The organism is Verrucosispora sp. SN26_14.1 (assembly GCF_004307965.1).
GTDB lineage: Bacteria > Actinomycetota > Actinomycetes > Mycobacteriales > Micromonosporaceae > Micromonospora.
In genome coordinates this window covers 1-17078 of the sequence record NZ_SISL01000006.1, presented here as the reverse complement: position 1 = coordinate 17078, position 17078 = coordinate 1, and the positions used below count along the sequence as shown (strand labels likewise).

Annotated in this window: 12 protein-coding genes and 1 pseudogene; 8 read left to right on the top strand and 5 right to left on the bottom strand. The window is 68.0% G+C overall.

What is annotated here, in order from left to right; genetic code table 11:
• Positions 1–435 precede the first annotated feature (435 nt).
• From EYA84_RS01305 to EYA84_RS01290, 4 genes are all read left to right on the top strand, one after another.
• Positions 436–966 (top strand): DUF6244 family protein, encoded by a 531-nt coding sequence (locus EYA84_RS01305; RefSeq protein WP_131051135.1) that lies wholly within the window; start codon positions 436–438, stop codon positions 964–966.
• A 191-nt stretch (positions 967–1157) separates the two neighbouring features.
• The gene (locus EYA84_RS01300; protein WP_162854320.1) at positions 1158–1544 is read left to right on the top strand and encodes a hypothetical protein; all 387 of its coding nucleotides are present in this window, start codon (positions 1158–1160) and stop codon (positions 1542–1544) included.
• 13 nt (positions 1545–1557) lie between these two features.
• Complete coding sequence (locus tag EYA84_RS01295; protein ID WP_131051134.1) at positions 1558–2016, top strand: SitI3 family protein; 459 nt, start codon at positions 1558–1560, stop codon at positions 2014–2016.
• Between the two features lie 88 nt (positions 2017–2104).
• The gene (locus EYA84_RS01290; protein WP_131051133.1) at positions 2105–3724 is read left to right on the top strand and encodes a hypothetical protein; all 1620 of its coding nucleotides are present in this window, start codon (positions 2105–2107) and stop codon (positions 3722–3724) included.
• A gap of 347 nt (positions 3725–4071) precedes the next feature.
• Here EYA84_RS01290 and EYA84_RS01285 read toward each other — a convergent pair whose 3' ends face one another.
• Entirely contained in the window at positions 4072–4671 is a 600-nt protein-coding gene (locus tag EYA84_RS01285; protein ID WP_131051132.1) for a hypothetical protein, read from the bottom strand.
• A 103-nt stretch (positions 4672–4774) separates the two neighbouring features.
• Here EYA84_RS01285 and EYA84_RS01280 point away from each other — a divergent pair, with 103 nt between their 5' ends.
• Complete coding sequence (locus tag EYA84_RS01280) at positions 4775–6049, top strand: CHAT domain-containing protein (RefSeq protein ID WP_161594876.1); 1275 nt, start codon at positions 4775–4777, stop codon at positions 6047–6049.
• On the opposite strand, the gene EYA84_RS01275 is transcribed toward EYA84_RS01280, so the two are convergent.
• Positions 6030–10481 carry a hypothetical protein gene (locus tag EYA84_RS01275; protein ID WP_131051130.1) on the bottom strand — a complete coding sequence of 1484 codons (4452 nt, stop codon included), beginning with the start codon at positions 10479–10481 and terminating at the stop codon, positions 6030–6032. The two genes, EYA84_RS01280 and EYA84_RS01275, sit on opposite strands and share 20 nt — an antisense overlap.
• 107 nt (positions 10482–10588) lie before the next feature.
• Between EYA84_RS01275 and EYA84_RS01270 the strand changes: the two genes are divergently transcribed.
• Positions 10589–10990 (top strand): hypothetical protein, encoded by a 402-nt coding sequence (locus tag EYA84_RS01270; RefSeq protein ID WP_131051129.1) that lies wholly within the window; start codon positions 10589–10591, stop codon positions 10988–10990.
• A gap of 102 nt (positions 10991–11092) precedes the next feature.
• Here the strand turns inward: EYA84_RS01270 and EYA84_RS01265 are convergent, their stop codons facing one another.
• Together EYA84_RS01265 and EYA84_RS01260 are read right to left on the bottom strand one after the other, a co-directional pair.
• Positions 11093–11863 carry a hypothetical protein gene (locus EYA84_RS01265; RefSeq protein ID WP_131051128.1) on the bottom strand — a complete coding sequence of 257 codons (771 nt, stop codon included), beginning with the start codon at positions 11861–11863 and terminating at the stop codon, positions 11093–11095.
• 143 nt (positions 11864–12006) lie between these two features.
• Positions 12007–13386 (bottom strand): tetratricopeptide repeat protein, encoded by a 1380-nt coding sequence (locus tag EYA84_RS01260; RefSeq protein ID WP_131051127.1) that lies wholly within the window; start codon positions 13384–13386, stop codon positions 12007–12009.
• Between the two features lie 332 nt (positions 13387–13718).
• Here EYA84_RS01260 and EYA84_RS01255 point away from each other — a divergent pair, with 332 nt between their 5' ends.
• Both EYA84_RS01255 and EYA84_RS01250 read left to right on the top strand, forming a co-directional pair.
• Entirely contained in the window at positions 13719–15449 is a 1731-nt protein-coding gene (locus tag EYA84_RS01255) for a hypothetical protein (RefSeq protein ID WP_131051126.1), read from the top strand.
• Between the two features lie 273 nt (positions 15450–15722).
• A pseudogene (locus tag EYA84_RS01250) lies at positions 15723–16533 on the top strand (IS5 family transposase).
• Positions 16534–16623: 90 nt separating this feature from the next.
• Here the strand turns inward: EYA84_RS01250 and EYA84_RS01245 are convergent.
• Positions 16624–17064: a hypothetical protein gene (locus EYA84_RS01245; RefSeq protein WP_131051125.1), complete on the bottom strand. Its 441-nt coding sequence runs from the start codon at positions 17062–17064 to the stop codon at positions 16624–16626.
• Positions 17065–17078 lie beyond the last annotated feature (14 nt).

Here is a 17078-nt window from a genome sequence, read left to right as displayed (position 1 = left end):
GACCTGTCGACGGCCCTCGACCGCCCATGGGCGTGCGACGATCGAGCGCCATTGGTCACGGGCCGCGGACGGGCTGATTGCGAGATAGTCCGCAGCCGTAGGCATTCACCCTCCCGCGAGCCAGTCGACAGCCCCAGCGTAGATCACCGGCCCGCGATGCGGATGTCCGCTTGGCCGCCTCCTTGGGCGACGGAACGCTTGCGGTGCTCCGTGGATGCGATCTGGTCGGTTCGGTGAGCCGGATCAGCAGGCCGCCCTACGCATGACCTTCGCTGTCGACATCCGGTGCTCGACGCTCGTACTGGCTCGGCCAGCGTGGAGCGGGAGGAGGCGGCGTGGCTGCGGTGGGTGGTTCGATGGTGGTGTATGGCCGGGGTGATGTGGCCGGGTAGGTTGCTGGGTTCGGAGTCGGTTCTCGGTCGGGGTGGTTGATTCGTGTCGAGCATTGAGGAGATCGCTGGCGAGCTGCGGGCTTTGTCGGCGGGTCTGGATCGGGCGCAGAGTCTCACCGCGGCGGCTGATCATCAGGTTCAGCAGGTTGCTGCCCGGGCCGTGGGTGCGGGGTTCGCGGCGGTTGCGGCGGGGATGGCGCGGGTTCGTGCCGTGATTTCCGCTGTTCAGGCGGGGCTGGGTGGGGCCGCTGGGACGGTGGGTGAGGCGGCTACCGCTGCCGCGAGTGTGCCTCGGGAGGCCGCCACTCCGCAGGAGACGATCACTGGGTTGGCGCAGGTGCAGCAAGCGATCGCCGGTGCCCGTGAAGCCACTACCGCGACAATCGGTCATGTCGATCAGGCCCGGCAACTCGTCGGTACGGTGCTGCGGGGCGGGCAGCCGGGCCCGCTCCTGCAGTCTCTCGATGGCGTCAAGCAGGTCTTGGTGCTTGTGGTGCAGCGCTGTGGCGCCGTGCAGCAGGCCGCTGAAGCGGCGGTCGGGCAGGCGCGGGGATTGGGGTCGTCGGGAAACTGATCGGGGCTGGCCCTCCGACACCGGCCAGCCCTACGCCGACGGCCCGCAACCACGCTCCTCGCGTTGTGTCCGAGCAGCAACAGGACGATCTTCCGGCGTGGGGAAGAAGAGCCACAGGGATCGAGAACGGTACGCCGACGGGCCCGCGTACCCGAGTCGGCGCCAGGACCGACGACAGCACCCGACGAGCGTTGGAGTTGGAGAACAAGTGTGCCGACACCGTCGCCGGCAAGGGTTATCGGCTGCATCAGAATCCCACGGGGCAGCAGGTCGGCGACGCCCGCGACCGTACCGGTGATCACGGTAACCCGGACAAGGACCCGGACTATCTGATCGAAGGGCACGTCTTCGACTGCTACTCGCCGCAGGCCCGGACGTCGGCGCGCAACGTGTGGAGTCAGGTCCGGGAGAAGATCGACGATGAGCAGACGCAGCGTGTGGTGCTGAACTTGAAGGATTGGGAAGGTGACGTGGTGGCGTTGCGGCGTCAGTTCGACAAGTGGCCGATCGACGGGTTGAAGGAACTGGCGGTGGTCACCCGCGACGGTAGGATCCGTCAGATCGTCCGGCGAGATTAAAGGGGGCACCCTGATGGCCGTGGAGTTCCGCCTGGTCCTGGCCGGTGACCCGCCCGTCGCCGAGGTAGCTGCCCTGACCGCTGCCGACCCCCGCGAAGTCCCACGTCCCACCTCGAACTCTGCCCTGCTCTCCGCCCGCCTGTACGACCAACGCGGCTACGCCATCACCGTCCGGGCCGGAACGGACGGCTACTGGGAAGCCGAAGCCGAAGCCGACGGCGAGGAACGGTGGGAATGGGAACCCGCGACGTACGTGTCCGTCACCTTCTCCATGCGGGGCGACGACATCGCCGAGAAGGGAATCCCCAACATGGTGGCGGCAGTCAAGAGAGTCCTCGCCGGCCGTGACGAGGACGCGGCGCTGGTGCAGGACGGCAACTACCTCCTCCTGACCCGCACCGACGGCGTCATCCGCACCCACCGCCCGGACTGGTGGCACCACTACCACCTCGACAGCTCCTCCATCGGCTGACCTTTACCGCGTCGCAAACGGTGACGTCCGCAGATGGGTGCCCTTTCAGCGCGGCCCGGCAGCCCACGGCAGATTGAGGAGGCAGAGCATGTCCGATGCCGATGACCACGTACCCGGCCTTGCCGAGGCGCAAAGGGTCTACCTGGCGTACATCGACTCTGGCGGGGCAGACGCGAGCGGGCTGCGTCAGGCGGCGTCGGACTACCGGCGAGCACTGTCGGCCATGCCCGGCGGGCATCCGCTGCGCCTACGGGCAACAGCAAATTTCATGGCCTGCCTGCGGGTGTTGTTCGTGGGAAATGGCGATGCGGCACTGCTCGACGAGGCAATCGACCGGGGTCGCCGGGAGCTCGCCCGGGCCGGTGCGCAGGCGCCAGTACCGCTCGCTTTCTCCATGAACCTCGCTGGCGTGCTCAACACCCGATTCCAGCGCACCGGCAACCTCGCAGACGTGGACGGTGCGATTGGCTTATACCGCGCTGTGGTCGGCTGCGGTGCCAGCCTTAGACCGCAAGAATGCGTCGCGCTGATGTCCAATCTCGCCTTTACGATGCGCGCGCGGTACGAGGTGACCGGCAACGTTGCGGACCTGACCGAATCGGTCGAGCTAGCACGCCGGGCCTACGAGGCGGCAACCGGCCACGACCGCCTGAAGGTTGCCTATATTGTTAGCTCCATTCTCACGCTTCGCTACCGCCACTTCGGCGACTCGGACGACCTCACGGAGGCCCAGCGCCTAGCGACCGAGGTCGTCGCGCAAGCTCCTCGCAGTCATGTCGAGCTGGCAGGCTACCTGGCACACCTGGCCGCGCTGGAACGGGACGTCTTCCACCGCACCGGCGACGGGCATGCCCGGCAGCGCGCTGGCGCCCTCTACGAGCGGCTACTCCACATGCTCGGTACGGCGGAGTCCATCCGCCCCGTCGTCATGGCGAACTGGACACTCATGCTTGAAACAGCAACCGGTGTGCTGGATCCCGCACAGTGGCTGAAAAACGATGTGTCGCACCGCCCGGATCTTGGCCTCGTCGCCCTCATGCTGCCCAGATTGCGCGCGGCCGCGCGCCAAGCGGAGGGCACCGCACACCAGCCGCGGGCACTGGCGGCACTGGCACGCGCCCACCTGAGCCTCGACACGGCCCAGCAGTCCGACAACGATCTTTGGTCGGCCGTCGAGGCGGCCACTGCAGCGGTCCGCGGAACCCCGTTTGACCACCCCGATCGCGCACAGTGGCAGGTTGTCGCGGCCGCCGCCCTGCTGACTCGCTGGAACCGTCACCACCGCGATGCCGATCTTGAGGCAGCTGGCGAGCAGCTAACGGCGGCCGCGCAGAATCATCTCGCCTCCCCGGCGGTGCGGATCCAGGCTGCGCACGCACTTCTCACTGTCCGCATGGCTACGGGCGACATCGTGGGAGCCGACGCGGTCTCACGGCTCGCCGTTGGCCTGCTGCCCCTTGTGACATGGCGCGGCGCGAGCCGCCCCGATCAGGAGTTCCGCCTCGCCGCAGCAGCTGATATCAGCCGCGACGCGGCAGCCGCCGCCCTCATGGGCGGTAGCCCGACGAACGCGGTCGAGCTCAACGAGGCAGGCCGCGCGGTGTTATGGACCGGCATACTGCACGGTCGAAGCGACCTTAGCGCCGTACGTACGGCCTCACCGCTCCTCGCTGACGAGCTGACAAGAGTGCGCCGCGCATTGGCGTAGTGAGGGCGATAGCGCCGCAGGGCCTGCCCAGAAGTCGATGGAGCCGTCGCAGTCCGGGCGACAGCCGCTGCGATTGCTAAGGCTCCCATTATCAAGGGCGCGAGTCCGATTGTTCGGGCGACAGCTACCACATCCACTGGGCCAAGGGCGACCGGGCCGCCCGCCGTACGTGATCACTGTCGGCAGGCGGACGCCACGGCTGCCTGGGCCGCTCTGGACCCAGCCAGCTGGGAGGCGCACCTGACGGATCTGCACGGATGGCCGCCGCTGCCGCCGACGTCCGTCGAACGTAGCGGGTGTGTAGGGCTGCCCCGAGGTTGGCGAGGCACCGAGCCTGTTCCCGGGCGTCAACCGAGCCGAACTTCACCCCGGTACGGAACACCCCGACCGCTTCGTTGAGGTCCGCTTCGGCGTCGTTGTGCCGGTACCGGGCCAACAGCCCCGCACCCAGGTTGCACGAGTACTCGGCCTGCTCGGCGGTGCCCGGATCGGTGAGGGCAACCGCGCACCTTGCCAGCAAGATGCCGAGGCCCGACTGCAGTGTCATCGAACTGCCGCAGGCAGCCGTCGGTCAGGTCACGCGCCTCGTGTTGAAGCAGGGCGGGGACTGGCTCGTCGTTGGCCGGGTCGGCCAGCGGTCCGACCAGTTGGGGTGGCACCTGCGCCGCTTCGTCGACGGTGAGTAGCACCCGATATAGGCGGTAGGCCGACTGGCAGTCCGGGTCGTGGTGATCGGTCGGCGTCTCCAGCCAGCGGCACCAGAACAACAATGCGGCAAGGCCGATCAGCTTGGCGTCGATGGCTACCTCGCCGTCACCGTGTACGCGTATCGCGTCGATGAGCAGGCGACGGGCGTCGACGCGGGTACCGTCGTCGCTGACGAGTCCCGGGTCCTTGGCGGCGAAGTAGTCAGCAAGCCATCGGCGGACGCCGTCGACCGGCGTCATCCGCGAAGCCCATGTCGGCTGGTCGCCCGGTTGTCTAGGGCTCGCGGTCGCGTTATGCAATGGGCTCGACAGCGGACAGTCGGGTGGTATGGAGGGTGAGGCAGTGGCCAGTAGCGATTTCGCCGAAGAGTCGGACATCTCCCGGATGGTCGACCGTCGGATGGCGCTCACCCGAGAGTGGGACGCGCTGGTTGAACAGGTGCGGAAACTGCCGGGTTTCGAGGACTTCCTTAAGCCGCCGCCCCTGGAGAAGCTGCTGCCCGCCGCAGAACACGGCCCGGTCGCCATGATCAACGTCAGTCGGTGGCGGTGTGACGCGCTGCTGGTAGTGGACGGTGGCGTGCGGGTCCGTGAGCTGCCCGACCTCCACGCGATTGAGGTGGAGGAGAAGACCAGGGCATACCTTACCGTTCTGGACATGGTCAGCCAACGCTGGAGAGCCTGGTGGCAGGCGAAACAGGGCGCCGGTGACCTGGGGCAGGCCGAGCAGGAACTCTCGGCAGCAGAGGATCGTGCGGAGAAGATGCTCCGGGCCATCCTACGATGGCTGTGGCGGGCGGTTGCCGAACCCGTCCTCGACGAACTGGGCTTCACAGCGACACCTGACGGTGACGAGTCCACCTGGCCACGCCTGTGGTGGTGCCCCACCGGCCTGCTTACCATGCTCCCGCTACATGCCGCCGGCGATCACCTCACCGACGGGACGCACCGGCCCACCGTTCTCGACCGGGTGGTGTCGTCGTACACACCGACGCTGCGTGCGTTGATGCAGGCCCGGGAGCCGCTGCCCGAGGATAGGACGCCCGAGCTGCTGATCGTGACCGTGCCGCAGGTCGGTGACGAGCCGCCCCTACCGGAAGCCGCCGCCGAGCGCGCCATGCTGCAACGCCGGTTCCCCGGCAGGCACCGCGTCCTCGACGGGCCGGAGGCGACGGTCGACGAGGTGGCGCGGCTGCTGCCCACGTACCGATGGGCCCACCTGAGCTGCCACGGCAACCAGTTGCTCGACGACCCGTCACAGGGCGGCCTGCGACTCTCCGACGACGTTCTGACCGTCGCACGGCTCAGCGCCGAGCAACACCAGGGCGACTTTGCTTTCCTATCCGCCTGCAAGACCGCGACCGGCGGCCTTGGCCTCGCCGACGAGGCAATCACACTGGCTGCGGCACTGCACTACACCGGCTACCGGCACGTCATCGGCACGCTGTGGACGGTCAACTCCTCAGTCGCGGCTGAGGTAGCTACCGCCGTCTACAACCCCCAGGACGAACCGTTCGACCCAGCTGGCTCGGTTTTTCGCCTGCATACCGTGCTACGTCGGTTGAGAGAGACGGAGCGGTTGAGCGTGTGGACGCCGTTTATCCACCTCGGGCCGTGAGCCGGCCGGTCTCCACGGACAGTTCCCGGAGCAACTCTAACAGTGTGGAATGGGCCCGGCGGTCGTGGTCGCCGTGGTGCAGCAGGGCGGCGACCACGTCCCGCGCCAGGTCCGGGTCGGACCAGACGGTCGCCCAGTGGACGACGGCGTGTCGAGCGGCGGCGTGCAGTCGTAGCTCGGCGCCGTCGAGCCCGCGCAGTACCACCTCGGCGTCACCCAGAAAGGCGAGCCCGATCAGCCTGCCGGTGACGTCACTGGGATGGGCGCCGGTCAGGTCCATCCCCCTGATCTGTTCGGTCGCCACCGCCGCCGTGCTGCCCGGGTGCCGTCGGGCCAAATAGCCTGCGGCGGACAGGACCTCGGAGCGAGCGGTGAGGGTGAGCACCCCGTGGACCGGGTGGGAGACCATCCGCGTCAGTTCCGCCAGCGTCGGGAGCGTCAGCAGGTCGGCCGCCAGGCTCAGGCCATCCGCGAGGCCGGTGGCCGCCGCCGCCCGCAGGTACGCCACCACGTCCCATGTGGGAGCGGTGTGAGGCCGAAGCGCCCGCAGCGAATCACGGGCCACCTCGCTCAATGGCCAAACCCGTGGCGGGGCGGCGTCCAACAGGAAGGAGGCCGATGCGAGGGTGGCGACGGCCAGCACCCGATCGTTGGCGTCGTCGGAGCGCAACAGGGTCTCCACGGTGGCAGCGTCCGGGCTGCACCGGGCCAGCGCGACCCGGATCGGCCAGCGGAGCCGGTCGGGGCTGTCAGCGGCCGTCAGCGTGACGTGCACCTGCTCGGCGAGGTGCGCGCCAGCGACTGGATTCATTTGCCTGGCCGCGGTCAGGAGCCGGGCCAGGGTCTCGTTCTGCCGAGGGCTGCGTGCGCTGAGGGCGGTCAGCGACCCGACGGCGGTCACCAGACCGGCTAGGTCCTGCGGTAGCGGGGTCTCCGACTCCGGTCGGCTCGTGGGACCGGTCGGAAACTGTGCGAGCATGTCAGCGGCGTACGGGCCGATCTCGAAGTCCCAGCGGTGAGCGAGCAGCACGTCGCGGTCCTGGCGCAGCGGTGAAATCAGCAGGAACTCGCGTTCCCGCTGCGCGGCGTCGTAGGTGGCGTGTGTCGTCAGTCGCGGCAGCACCTGTGTGAGCCGGTCCATCCGGCGTCGGGCTGCGGCGGTGTACTCCCGGTGCACGCGTCGAGGTAATGCTGCGCCGAGACGGCGAAGAGCATCGTGTGCGGCTTGGTGATAGTGCCAGGGTGACTGGACGCTGCAGTGCTCGGCGATGACGGCGACCAGGTGGACCGCGTTGTATCGGACAGCGAGATGCACTGCGGCTGTGCGCAATCGCGCCGGCTGCGGCTCGTCGCCAAGCAGGTGGGCGGCGAGTCGCACCGGCTCGTCGCTCGACGCCGGCTCGTCGCTCACCAGCGGTCGTATGGCAGCCGACCGCGCTGCCGGGGAGAGGCGGTTGTCGCGAACGACGCCGCAGAGGGCCCTGATCCCCGCTTCGCCGAGGGCGTACAGGGCCTCCGCAGCGACCTGCTGTGCGAACCGAGCGGCTCGTACATTTCGCAGTGCGGCGACCTGCTCCGCGATGAAGCCGGGGTCCTCCGGAGCGATCATCGCCAGAAGTCGAGCGGCGAACCGCGGATCGGTGTGACGGGCGATCTGCGTCAAGGTCGCGGCCAGGTCCGCCGCGCCGTTCCGGGCCGCAGCCAGCCGCAGTGGCTCCTGCCAGGACAGACGCAGCGCACGGTCGGGCAGCGCCGCAGGTTCTCGGCCAGCGGCGCGGGCCGCGAACCAGTCCCGGTGAGCCAGCCGGGCGAAGGACAGCATGCCCGCTTGCGACTCCAGCACTTGCTCATGGAGCAGACGGTCGCGAGCCGCACGCCACCCGGCCGGATCGGCTGCGAACAGCACCTCGGCGGCAGCCTCGGTGCTCTGCTCGACATCGCGGTCTACCAGGTCTGCGGCCAGAATCTCCGCGACCCGGACGGTCTGCTGGTCGTCGAGGCGAGCGAAAGCAGCGTCGAGCAGGTCGGCCAGGCTCGGTCGGACCTTCGGGCGTAACTGCCGGGCCAGTAGCGTGACGCCTTCCGCAGTTCTGAAGACCTCGTCAATCCGCGGTGCTCCGCGCCCGGCGAGGACGTCCCGTAGAGCTGTCATGGGGATCCCGCGGCGAATGGCCGATTCGGCGAGGAACGGCACCGCCTGTTCCGGAGTCGGATGTTGCAGTCGGTACACCGAAAAGTCCGCACCGAAGCCCTCGGCGGACCGGCTGGTGACCAGTAGCGGCAGACGGGGGTGGTTGCGTCGCAGCGCGACGACGCGATCGAGCAGGCCCGTCGGCGTGCCGCCATCGACGATGAGATGCAGGCATCCCGCGTCCATCAGGTCTTCGATCGAAACGGCGTCCTGGACCGGAGCATGCCGGGCAAGGGCCTCGGCCACCGTGACACCGGGTTCGAGCAGGTCGGCGGCGGAGACGAGCACCGGGAGCCGATGCCGGCCCGGATCCCGCACGGTTTCGCGGTTGGTGGCGACGGCCATCAACCGGTTCGCCATCTCCTGGGCCACGGTGCTCTTGCCGGTGCCCGCAGCGCCGATGAGCGCCGCGCGACTCGTGCCGGTCAGAACCTCGACCGCTGCCGTAGGTGGCTCGTTGTCCCTGATCACGGAAAGCTCCATGAACGGTGCCACAACAGCGGGATTCTTTGCCTGGTAAACGGCGACCGACAGGCTGTTGGCCGCGGCGGCGAGGGTGCCTTCGAACCCAGCGAGCCCCCGTCCGTCGATTTCTCGAGTCAGGCTGCCGAGCAGCCTCGTCGCGCAACGAGGCGTCTGGTACGCGGCTGACGCCACCATCTCGATAGCGGCGTTGAGCATCGAGGCGGTCCAGAACCGGAACGGGGCCACCGGCTCCACCCACTCACCCGCCACCACGGCGGTGGCAACGGAGGCCGCCCAGCGGGTGGCGGACTGCTGCCCGTCCGACCACTTGAAGGTGCGATGGGCGGCCAGCACGAGGTGGCGACTGTAGTCGACGAGCCAGCGGTCGCGGCTGCCCTCGGGGTAGCAGCGGTAGGCGTGGCGACGGAGCCGAAGCAGCACGGCACAAATCGGGGCCAGACCAGGCTGCGAGAGAGTGAGCCCAGGGATCGAACCAAGGCCGGACGGGGCGTCGGCACCGGACGCCGGTAGCAGGGCGGCAGCCGTGGTGACCAGTCGTTGCACGGTGACCAGGTCGGCGAGTGAAGGATCACCTCCGATGGCCCGCATCAGGTTGATCTCCAGCCACGCGAAGTCGGCGAGCAGCTGCTTTTCTTTCTGTACGCCGACGCTGCGGGCGTAATCGATAAGGTACGGATCAGCGTTGACCAGCAGCACGTTGCCAGCATTCAGGTCCCCGTGCACCCGGGTGCCCCGCACCGGGCGACAGGACACTTCCAGGGCTTCCCGCAGCGCCGAGAACGGGTGCGGGGCCTGCATCTTCGGTGCCCGGATCGTCTCGCCATTTTCGATGAGGCCGGGTAGGGCGTCCAGCACCCGGGGCATGACCACACCCCGGCGGACGCTGGCGACCTTGCCGTGCACCTCGACAGTGCCCGGAGGGAACGGCATGTCCAGGGGCATCCCGCGAAGCTCAACGGTAGCGAACCTGATCCGGCCGATGAAGCGGCTGTTCCGCTGGCTCAGTTCGACGCCGTCAACCCGTACCGGTTGGCCGACCAGGTTGTCGGCGGCTGGGGAACCGGAACCCGCCTTCCAGATCGTGCGTTCGGTAAGTCGCCGGGATGCCCGGTCTGCGGTGCCGCTACTCCAGACGTCGCCTGATGCATCGGCGAGGTGCGTGACCTCGAGAGTGAGGTCCGGCCCGAGGGTCGAGATCATGTCCTGCAGTGACGTCTCCGGATCAACGGCAACGGCCCCGGAATAAAGCGAGGTCTCGGCCTGGGTGAACAGCTCCCCGATCGCCTCGCTGGCCCGGTACGCGGCCGTCTGATTACCCAGCGAGGCATCAGTGAACACGGCCTCGAGCGTCGTCACGGTGGCGTCCGGTCGGCCGGCGAACTGCCCGACATGACCGTAGACGACCGCCTCTCGGCCGTTGCTGGACGGAGGGCAGCCTGGATCGAGGGTGCTGTGTCGGATCGGCGTGCACATCCTGGTGGCGACCGGACGGATGACCGTCTCCCAGGCCCTTAGCTCAGCCTCAATTTCGGCGGCCGATCCCACCTTGACCACCTCGATGAACGTCGACGCTCTGGACCGAACCTCGATCTGCAGCACCAGAGCTCCACCGGCGCCGGTGAACCGCTTGCTGACCAGGATCGCGACGTCCCCCGTGCCCCAGACGTCCGGAGGCAGACGCTGCAAGACCTCGTCGATTTCGTCCTCGTCGTCGGCCGTTATCACCCCAGGGGCAAAAGTGACGTACCTGGCCATCTCGCTCTACCCTCCGTCAATGCTGCCTGTCCGTGGAGAGGCGAGCCGCGCGCCACGTCATACAGTAGTCATGACGTCATGTGGGTGCCCAAGAAGCGAGAGTGCGAGTGTCGAACGAGGACAGATCCGGTGAGCCGCATCCGGTGCCGAGCGAGAGCTGGGCGATCATCTGCGACGAGTTCCCCGACCTGCGGCGTTGGGCGTACCGGACCGAGCAGGCAGATCGGTTCCACGAGCTGAGAAGACAGGACTGCGTGGACGAGGTACTCCTGGACTGGCAGGCATTCCGCGAAGAAATGCTGCAACGCGAACGCGACGAGCGGGACGTCGTCAAGGAGTCTTGGTCAGACGCCTACGAACGCATGATAAACGGCTCCGAAACCGGGCCGATCGGGCAGGCGGTCTACACATGCCCGACCCGCAGGTGCGCTCGGCGTGCTCACGCCGACGCTCCAGGCGAGCGACCGTGGTGCGACCTGTCCGATAGCCCGATGAACCCCAACTCCTGAGCGCCTGAGCCCAGACGAACTGGGTCGAGCGGTCCACAGCCCGTGCGACCTGTGGACCTGCCGGCATGGCCCAGGCGCCGTTCGCGCGCTCGCCGGCGTCTGTCAGCTCAGCCCGGGGAGGTCCTGGTGAATCCGCCGATTCCCAAGCAGGAATGCCGACTGTGGGCTGATGAGGTGCGCACCACTCCGGCCATCCTCAATGTCGCTGGCATCAACCAGGACAATCTGCGTCTCTGCCGGATTGTGGCCGAGCGCGACGAGGCGGCCCACTAGCTCTGCGGCCTCAGGTGTATCGGTCACCGCGTCGTACACCTCGAATGAACGAAGGGTCGAGTACTGCTTGCCCGGTGTTGGCCGGGGTCTCTCCAAGACAGTGCGGACGAGCGCGAACCGCAGGTTCTCGGTCAGCGGCACCAACTCTGGATGCCCGACCTCGGCGAGTTCCTCGCGCAGTTCGCGGCGCAGGCACTCGGGCCCGGACTCTCGGTCGTCGCCTCGGCTATACCAACGGAGAAAGTCGATGCCGCGCCGAGACGGAACGAAACCGCGCAGATCATGCCGCATCGCCGCCACCCGCCCGGTCGAGCGTCTCTGGTCGACAAAACCGACGGCGTCTAGCGCCTTTCGGGCCCCGCTGCGGTACTTGACAACTCCTCCCGGCGGGCCGTACGCATGCGGCCGGATCGGGTTATGGAAAAGGACGTAGCTGTCGTCGTCCTTGACCCGGAGCAGGGCGGCAACCGACACACGTAGCCGCCCGGACGGGAACACAGTGGCCCGCAGCAGACCGAAATGCCCCCGATGCCGCCAAAGCAAGCCACCGAGGGCGATAAGAACAGTGGTGATCAAGCCGGCGACGATGTTGGCAAGCACACGACACCTCCGGGATCGGCGACCGGAGCCACGGACAACAACTTCGATGTTCTAGGGCAGCGTCAAGGTCCGTCAACACACGTGAAGGTCTATAGTCCACCCCAGCAGCTGAACCAATCAGCGCCAGTGACACCCACGCCCGTCTACCGCCCCGGCGCCTGGAGCGCCGCCCGGTCCAGTAGGTCGGTGCGGCGCAGAAGCTCGTCCAGCGCCGCGGCGGCTGTCGGATGCGCCGCTCGTAGCCGGGCGAGACTCCCCTGTAAATTGAGCTGGGAGGCCTCGAGTACCCCTCGGGCCTGCTCGAGGAACTCCACCGCTTGGGACAGCTCACCTTGACGGATCGCGGCTGCGGTGGCGTCCGTAGCGAGGTCCTTCAGCTCTCCGAGACCGAGCTCGCGGTCCCGACGCAACCGCGACCGCGCCGCTGTCGCGGGAAGCATGGTGACGGCCAGCCGGTATGCCGTCAGCGCGTCGGCGAAGCGACCGAGGCCGTACTGGGCCGCGCCGACACCACGGGTCACCTCCACCTTAACCATCGGGTCACCGGTCACGACCTCCCCGGCGGCGCGGAAGGCGACGAGCGCCTCAATGTAATCTCCTGCAGCCATCCGGAGACGACCCCGGGTCAGTAGCGCCAACGCCAACCGGGTGTCGTAGACGCCGGGGAACGCGGTGGCCAGAGACCGGTAGATGGCCACCGACTCCGCTGACACGGCCGCTGCTTCGTCATGGCGGGCGACAAGGCTGAAGCACGACGCGGCAGTGTCGAGGGCGATGGCAAGGTCACCTCGGTACGGGCTCGGCTGCGTCTTCGCGAGCTTCCGGTAGAGCCGCACCGCCTCATCGACGACGGGGAGCGCCTGCGTGCCGTGGCCGAGACCGACCAGCCGATACGCCCAGTTGTTCAGACTGCTGGCAAGGTCCGCAGCGTGCTGCCGCGGCGACATCCGCACCAAGTCTCGGCGAACCCCGACAGCCTCCGCGATCACCTGTTCCGCTCTCACCGGCAACGCGGACTCCGCCAGCCGGTTGGACAGGTTGTTCAGGGCGGCGGCGAGCTGCGGCCGATAACGCCGATGCTGGGTCACACAAAATCGATAAATTTCTGTCGCTTCGTGCGCCGCGATGAGCGCCTCTGCTCGCCGACCTGCCTCCGACAGCCAGATGCTGAGATTGTTGAGCGATAGCGCGACGTCCGGAGTCGGTTCACCATCGGCGAGCTTTCGGAAGATGAGAACCGCCTCACGAGCCGGCCCGAGGGCGTCAACTGGACGCGCGAGGTCACCCAAGCGATTCGACAGATTAATGAGCAGGGCGGCCAGATCCTCGCGGTGCTCACGACAGAGGGCCGGGAGCCCTCGAAGAATGATCTCAGCCCGCTCCGCGGCAGCCAGCCCCTCCTGCCAGCGCCCCTCCTCGGCGTAGCGGTTGGACAACTCGCTGAGCTCGCGGGCCTGAGCACGAGAACCGGCCGGAAGCGTGGCCACTACCCTTTCCGTGGCCGCCGCGTCACCCCAGGTCATCACACTTCAATATGCCGCTCGGAGCATCGAAGCACAATCCGCGGCTGCCCCAGGTAGGCTGAGTGCCAGCCAATCGGGGTGATGCCGAGCATGTGTAGCCCTCGTCGAGACTCGATTTGGCACGATCCTGACCTGTTGAGCGGACTCGACCGCAAGTATCCAGCGGCGGCGATTCTTCATACCAGCCTGCAGGATGCAGTGCGGCTCCTCGAATGCGGGCGGGCACTGCCGCTACGGAAAACGCTGCCGAGCTGGGGGAAGCTAGCCGCTCTGTCCCCGGTGCGCTCCAATATCCCCGCCGCCATGTACCGTCTCGGCGGGGCACTGGCCAGATGACCCCCGAGCAGCTATTCAACGCGGCGAGCGACGCCCGTGTGAGAGCTTCCCGCAGCCGTCGGCTGGCCGACTTTGACGAGGCCGTCGAGCTCAGCCGACGAGCTGTTGCCACGATCAGTGACCGGCACCAGGCGACGGCGCTGGCGGGACTCGCCGGGGCGCTCCAGGAGCGGTACCTGCGCACCAGCGAGGATACTGACCTGTACGACGCCATCGAGGCTGGCCGGGCAGCTGTGGCTTCAGGCGGTGATATGAGTGCGTGGATGAACCTCGCAGCCGCGCTGGCCCTGCGCTTCCGCCGTACCGAAACGCGCGTGGACGCCGACGCGGCGGTCGTGGCCGGTCACCAGGTACTGGTCAACATGCCTTCGGGCGACCCCGACTGGGCCACCGCGCTGTCCAACCAGGCACTGCTGCTGACCGAGGTGCATCGTCGTTTCGGCACCGGGCTCGATGCCGCCCTGGACCTGCATCGGCGGGCCGTAGAGGCAGCCGCTGACGACTCGGCCCGGCACGCGATCACCCTGCTCAACTGGTCGATGGCCCTGCTCGAAGCCGGTGAGGTGGCCGCCGCCGTGGAGGCGGCCGCGCGAGCACTCGCGGGGACGAGGGAGGACGACCCCATCCGTCCGGCGATCCTGTCACAGTTGGGCAGCGGGCTGCGCGCCTACGGCCAGCTCGACGATGCCGTCGTAGCCTTCCAGGCCGCCGTGACAAGCGATCCCGGAAACGCTGGATACCGAGGCAACCTCGGCAGCGTCCTGTACGACCGGTTCAAGCTGTATGGGGCCATCGCCGATCTGGATGCGGCGGAGCGGGCCATCGGCCGTGCGGCGGCCGGGGCGTACGGTGCAGAGCGTGCCCGTTACCTCGCGCAGGCGGGCACGATCCTGCGTACCCGGTTCGACCTGAGCGGCGATGTCACTTGGCTGCGGCGGGCCCTCGCGGTGGGGGAGCGGGCGGTCGATCTCCTACCGCCTGGCCACCCGGAGCGGGCAGATCATCTCGTCAACGTTCTAGGTACCGTCGTCCGTCTGCTCGAGTACGATCCGGCGGGCGTCGATGCAGGGCTGGCCGAGTCGGCCGCGCGGGAGGCTGTTCGCACCGCGCGGGATGCGGCCCGGAGGGCGGCCGCGCTGGTTCAACTCGGACAAGTCTTGCGGCGGGACAGCCCGAGACTCGCCGAGGCAGCCGGGCACACCCGGGCGGCGGTGGCCCTCTTACCTCCTGGCAGCCCTGACCGGGCCGCGTACCTCGCGAACCTGGCCGGGTTGATCGAGGAGTCGGCTGCCGACCCAACCGCGGCCGCGGCAGCCTGGGCGGAGGCGGCCGACGACACCACCGGCCCGGCCGCGGTCCGGCTGGCTGCGGCCCGTGAGCGGGCGCGCCTTGTTGCAGAGCAACGAGGTCCAGCGGCCGCTGCGGATCACTACGGCACCGCGGTGCGGGATCTGTTGCCGTTGCTGGCCTGGCCCGGCGTGTATCCGGCCGATCAGCGGCGGATTCTTCGGTCGCATGCCTACCTGTTGGCCACCGACGCCGCAGCTTGCGCGATCGACGCTCACTGTCGCGTCGAGGCGGTGGAACTACTCGAGCACGGTCGGGCGGTGCTCTGGGGAAGAATGCTCGACGACCGTCGTACCCTCGCCGCACTGTCTGCGGCCGGTTCACCCGTGGCTGCCCGGCTGCGCCGGATCCGGGCGGAACTCGATCAAGACAGCCACTGACTGGGCGTTTTGATCTCGTCCGCGTGGGATTAGGCGATTTTGGCTGGCAGCCTGCCAGGCCGGCAGCGCCGCCGACTCGTGGCTATCGGCCCTTTTTGACCCGACTGATGTCGCAGCGATATGCCAGCTTCATTCCGCGGAACGTGTCTGGTTCAGAAAAGCCCTCGTATCGTCGGACTACGGGTGCGATCCACCACAGCTCGTCCACAGTAGAGCTATGGCATGGCCGAGCGACCTGCCTACCCCTCCGACCTGTCCGACACCCGCTAGGCCCTGATCGCACCACGGTTGACCGCCTGGCGCCAGGCTCGCACCGACGCCGGTATCGGCGGACGTACCGCCAGCCACGACCTGCGGGAGATCTTCAACGCGATCCTGTACGTCAACCGCACCGGCATCGCCTGGCGCTACCTGCCCCACGACTTCCCGCCCTGGCAGACCGTCTACGGCTACTTCACCGCCTGGACCACCGACGGCATCTTCACCCAGCTCAACTACCAACTCACCGGCCTGGCCCGCACCACGGTCGGACGCGCCGCGCACCCGTCAGCCTGCGTCATCGACACCCAGAGCGTGAAGACCTCCACCAACGCACCCCTGCCCACCCAGGGCATCGACGCCGGCAAGAAGATCGTCGGACGCAACGCGGCATCGTCACCGACACCCTCGGCCTACTCCTCGCCGTCGTCGTCACCGCTGCCAGCGCCAGCGACAACACCGTCGGCATCGACCTGCTGGAACAGGCCAAAGCCACCTACCCGACCCTGGCCAAGACCTGGGTCGACGCGGGATTCAGAACAAGGTCATCGAACACGGCGCCACCCTCGGCATCGACGTCGAAGTCGCCACCAAAAACCCGCAGATCCGAGGGTTCTCGGCGGTCAAACGCCGCTGGGTCGTCGAACGCAGCCTCGGCTGGATCATGCTGCACCGCCGCCTGGCCCGCGGCTACGAAGCCCTACCCGGCAACTCCGCCAGCATGATCCGCATCGCGATGATCGACAACCTCACCAAACGCGTCACCAACGAAACCACACCAACCTGGCGAGACATCCGAAGGTGGCATCACTCACAAAATACGTGAATCAGACACCCTCTGAGGGTTGGCAAGAGCCACGTGATGGACGCTCTGAGCCCCGGTGGACGCATACCCGTCGGGTCGGGGTTTCGCGCGTCAACGACGAAAAGGTACGTCCTTCCCGGCGAGGTGTGCGTCCTTCGGGCCACTGAACCCATCGGATCGGTGTCCTCCGATGGCGCCGGGGAGCTGATCCAGTTCCTCCGAGCCGTCCAGCTCGGAACGTACTCGATCGAGTGAGGCGGCAAGCCCGGGCGCCTGGCTGCGTAACATGGCCAGGTCGGCACGCCGGTCGAGAATCTGCGCCCACAGGATTGCGCGGCCTGCTTCGAGCAGCGTGACAGCTGTCGTGTGCCGGCCGGCATCGGTGGCCGTAGCGGCCGCGTCCCGGGCCAGGCCGGACCAGCCGGCGATCGCATACTCCCGATCGACGCGTCGGACACCCGGCCAGGACAACGCGGCCAGCAGGCGCACCGCGGTGGCATAGCCGTCGGCGCCATCGGCTCGGGCACCGAGCCGGGCCTGGCTCTTATACACAGCTCCGAGCCCAC

Excerpts from the sequence above, each read along its gene's own strand:
- EYA84_RS01295 (WP_131051134.1), top strand. The coding sequence starts at position 1,558 with ATGGCCGTGGAGTTCCGCCTGGTCCTGGCCGGTGACCCGCCCGTCGCC.
- EYA84_RS01255 (WP_131051126.1), top strand. The coding sequence starts at position 13,719 with ATGACCCCCGAGCAGCTATTCAACGCGGCGAGCGACGCCCGTGTGAGA.
- EYA84_RS01260 (WP_131051127.1), bottom strand. The coding sequence starts at position 13,386 with ATGACCTGGGGTGACGCGGCGGCCACGGAAAGGGTAGTGGCCACGCTT.
- EYA84_RS01285 (WP_131051132.1), bottom strand. The coding sequence starts at position 4,671 with ATGACGCCGGTCGACGGCGTCCGCCGATGGCTTGCTGACTACTTCGCC.
- EYA84_RS01275 (WP_131051130.1), bottom strand. The coding sequence starts at position 10,481 with ATGGCCAGGTACGTCACTTTTGCCCCTGGGGTGATAACGGCCGACGAC.
- EYA84_RS01290 (WP_131051133.1), top strand. The coding sequence starts at position 2,105 with ATGTCCGATGCCGATGACCACGTACCCGGCCTTGCCGAGGCGCAAAGG.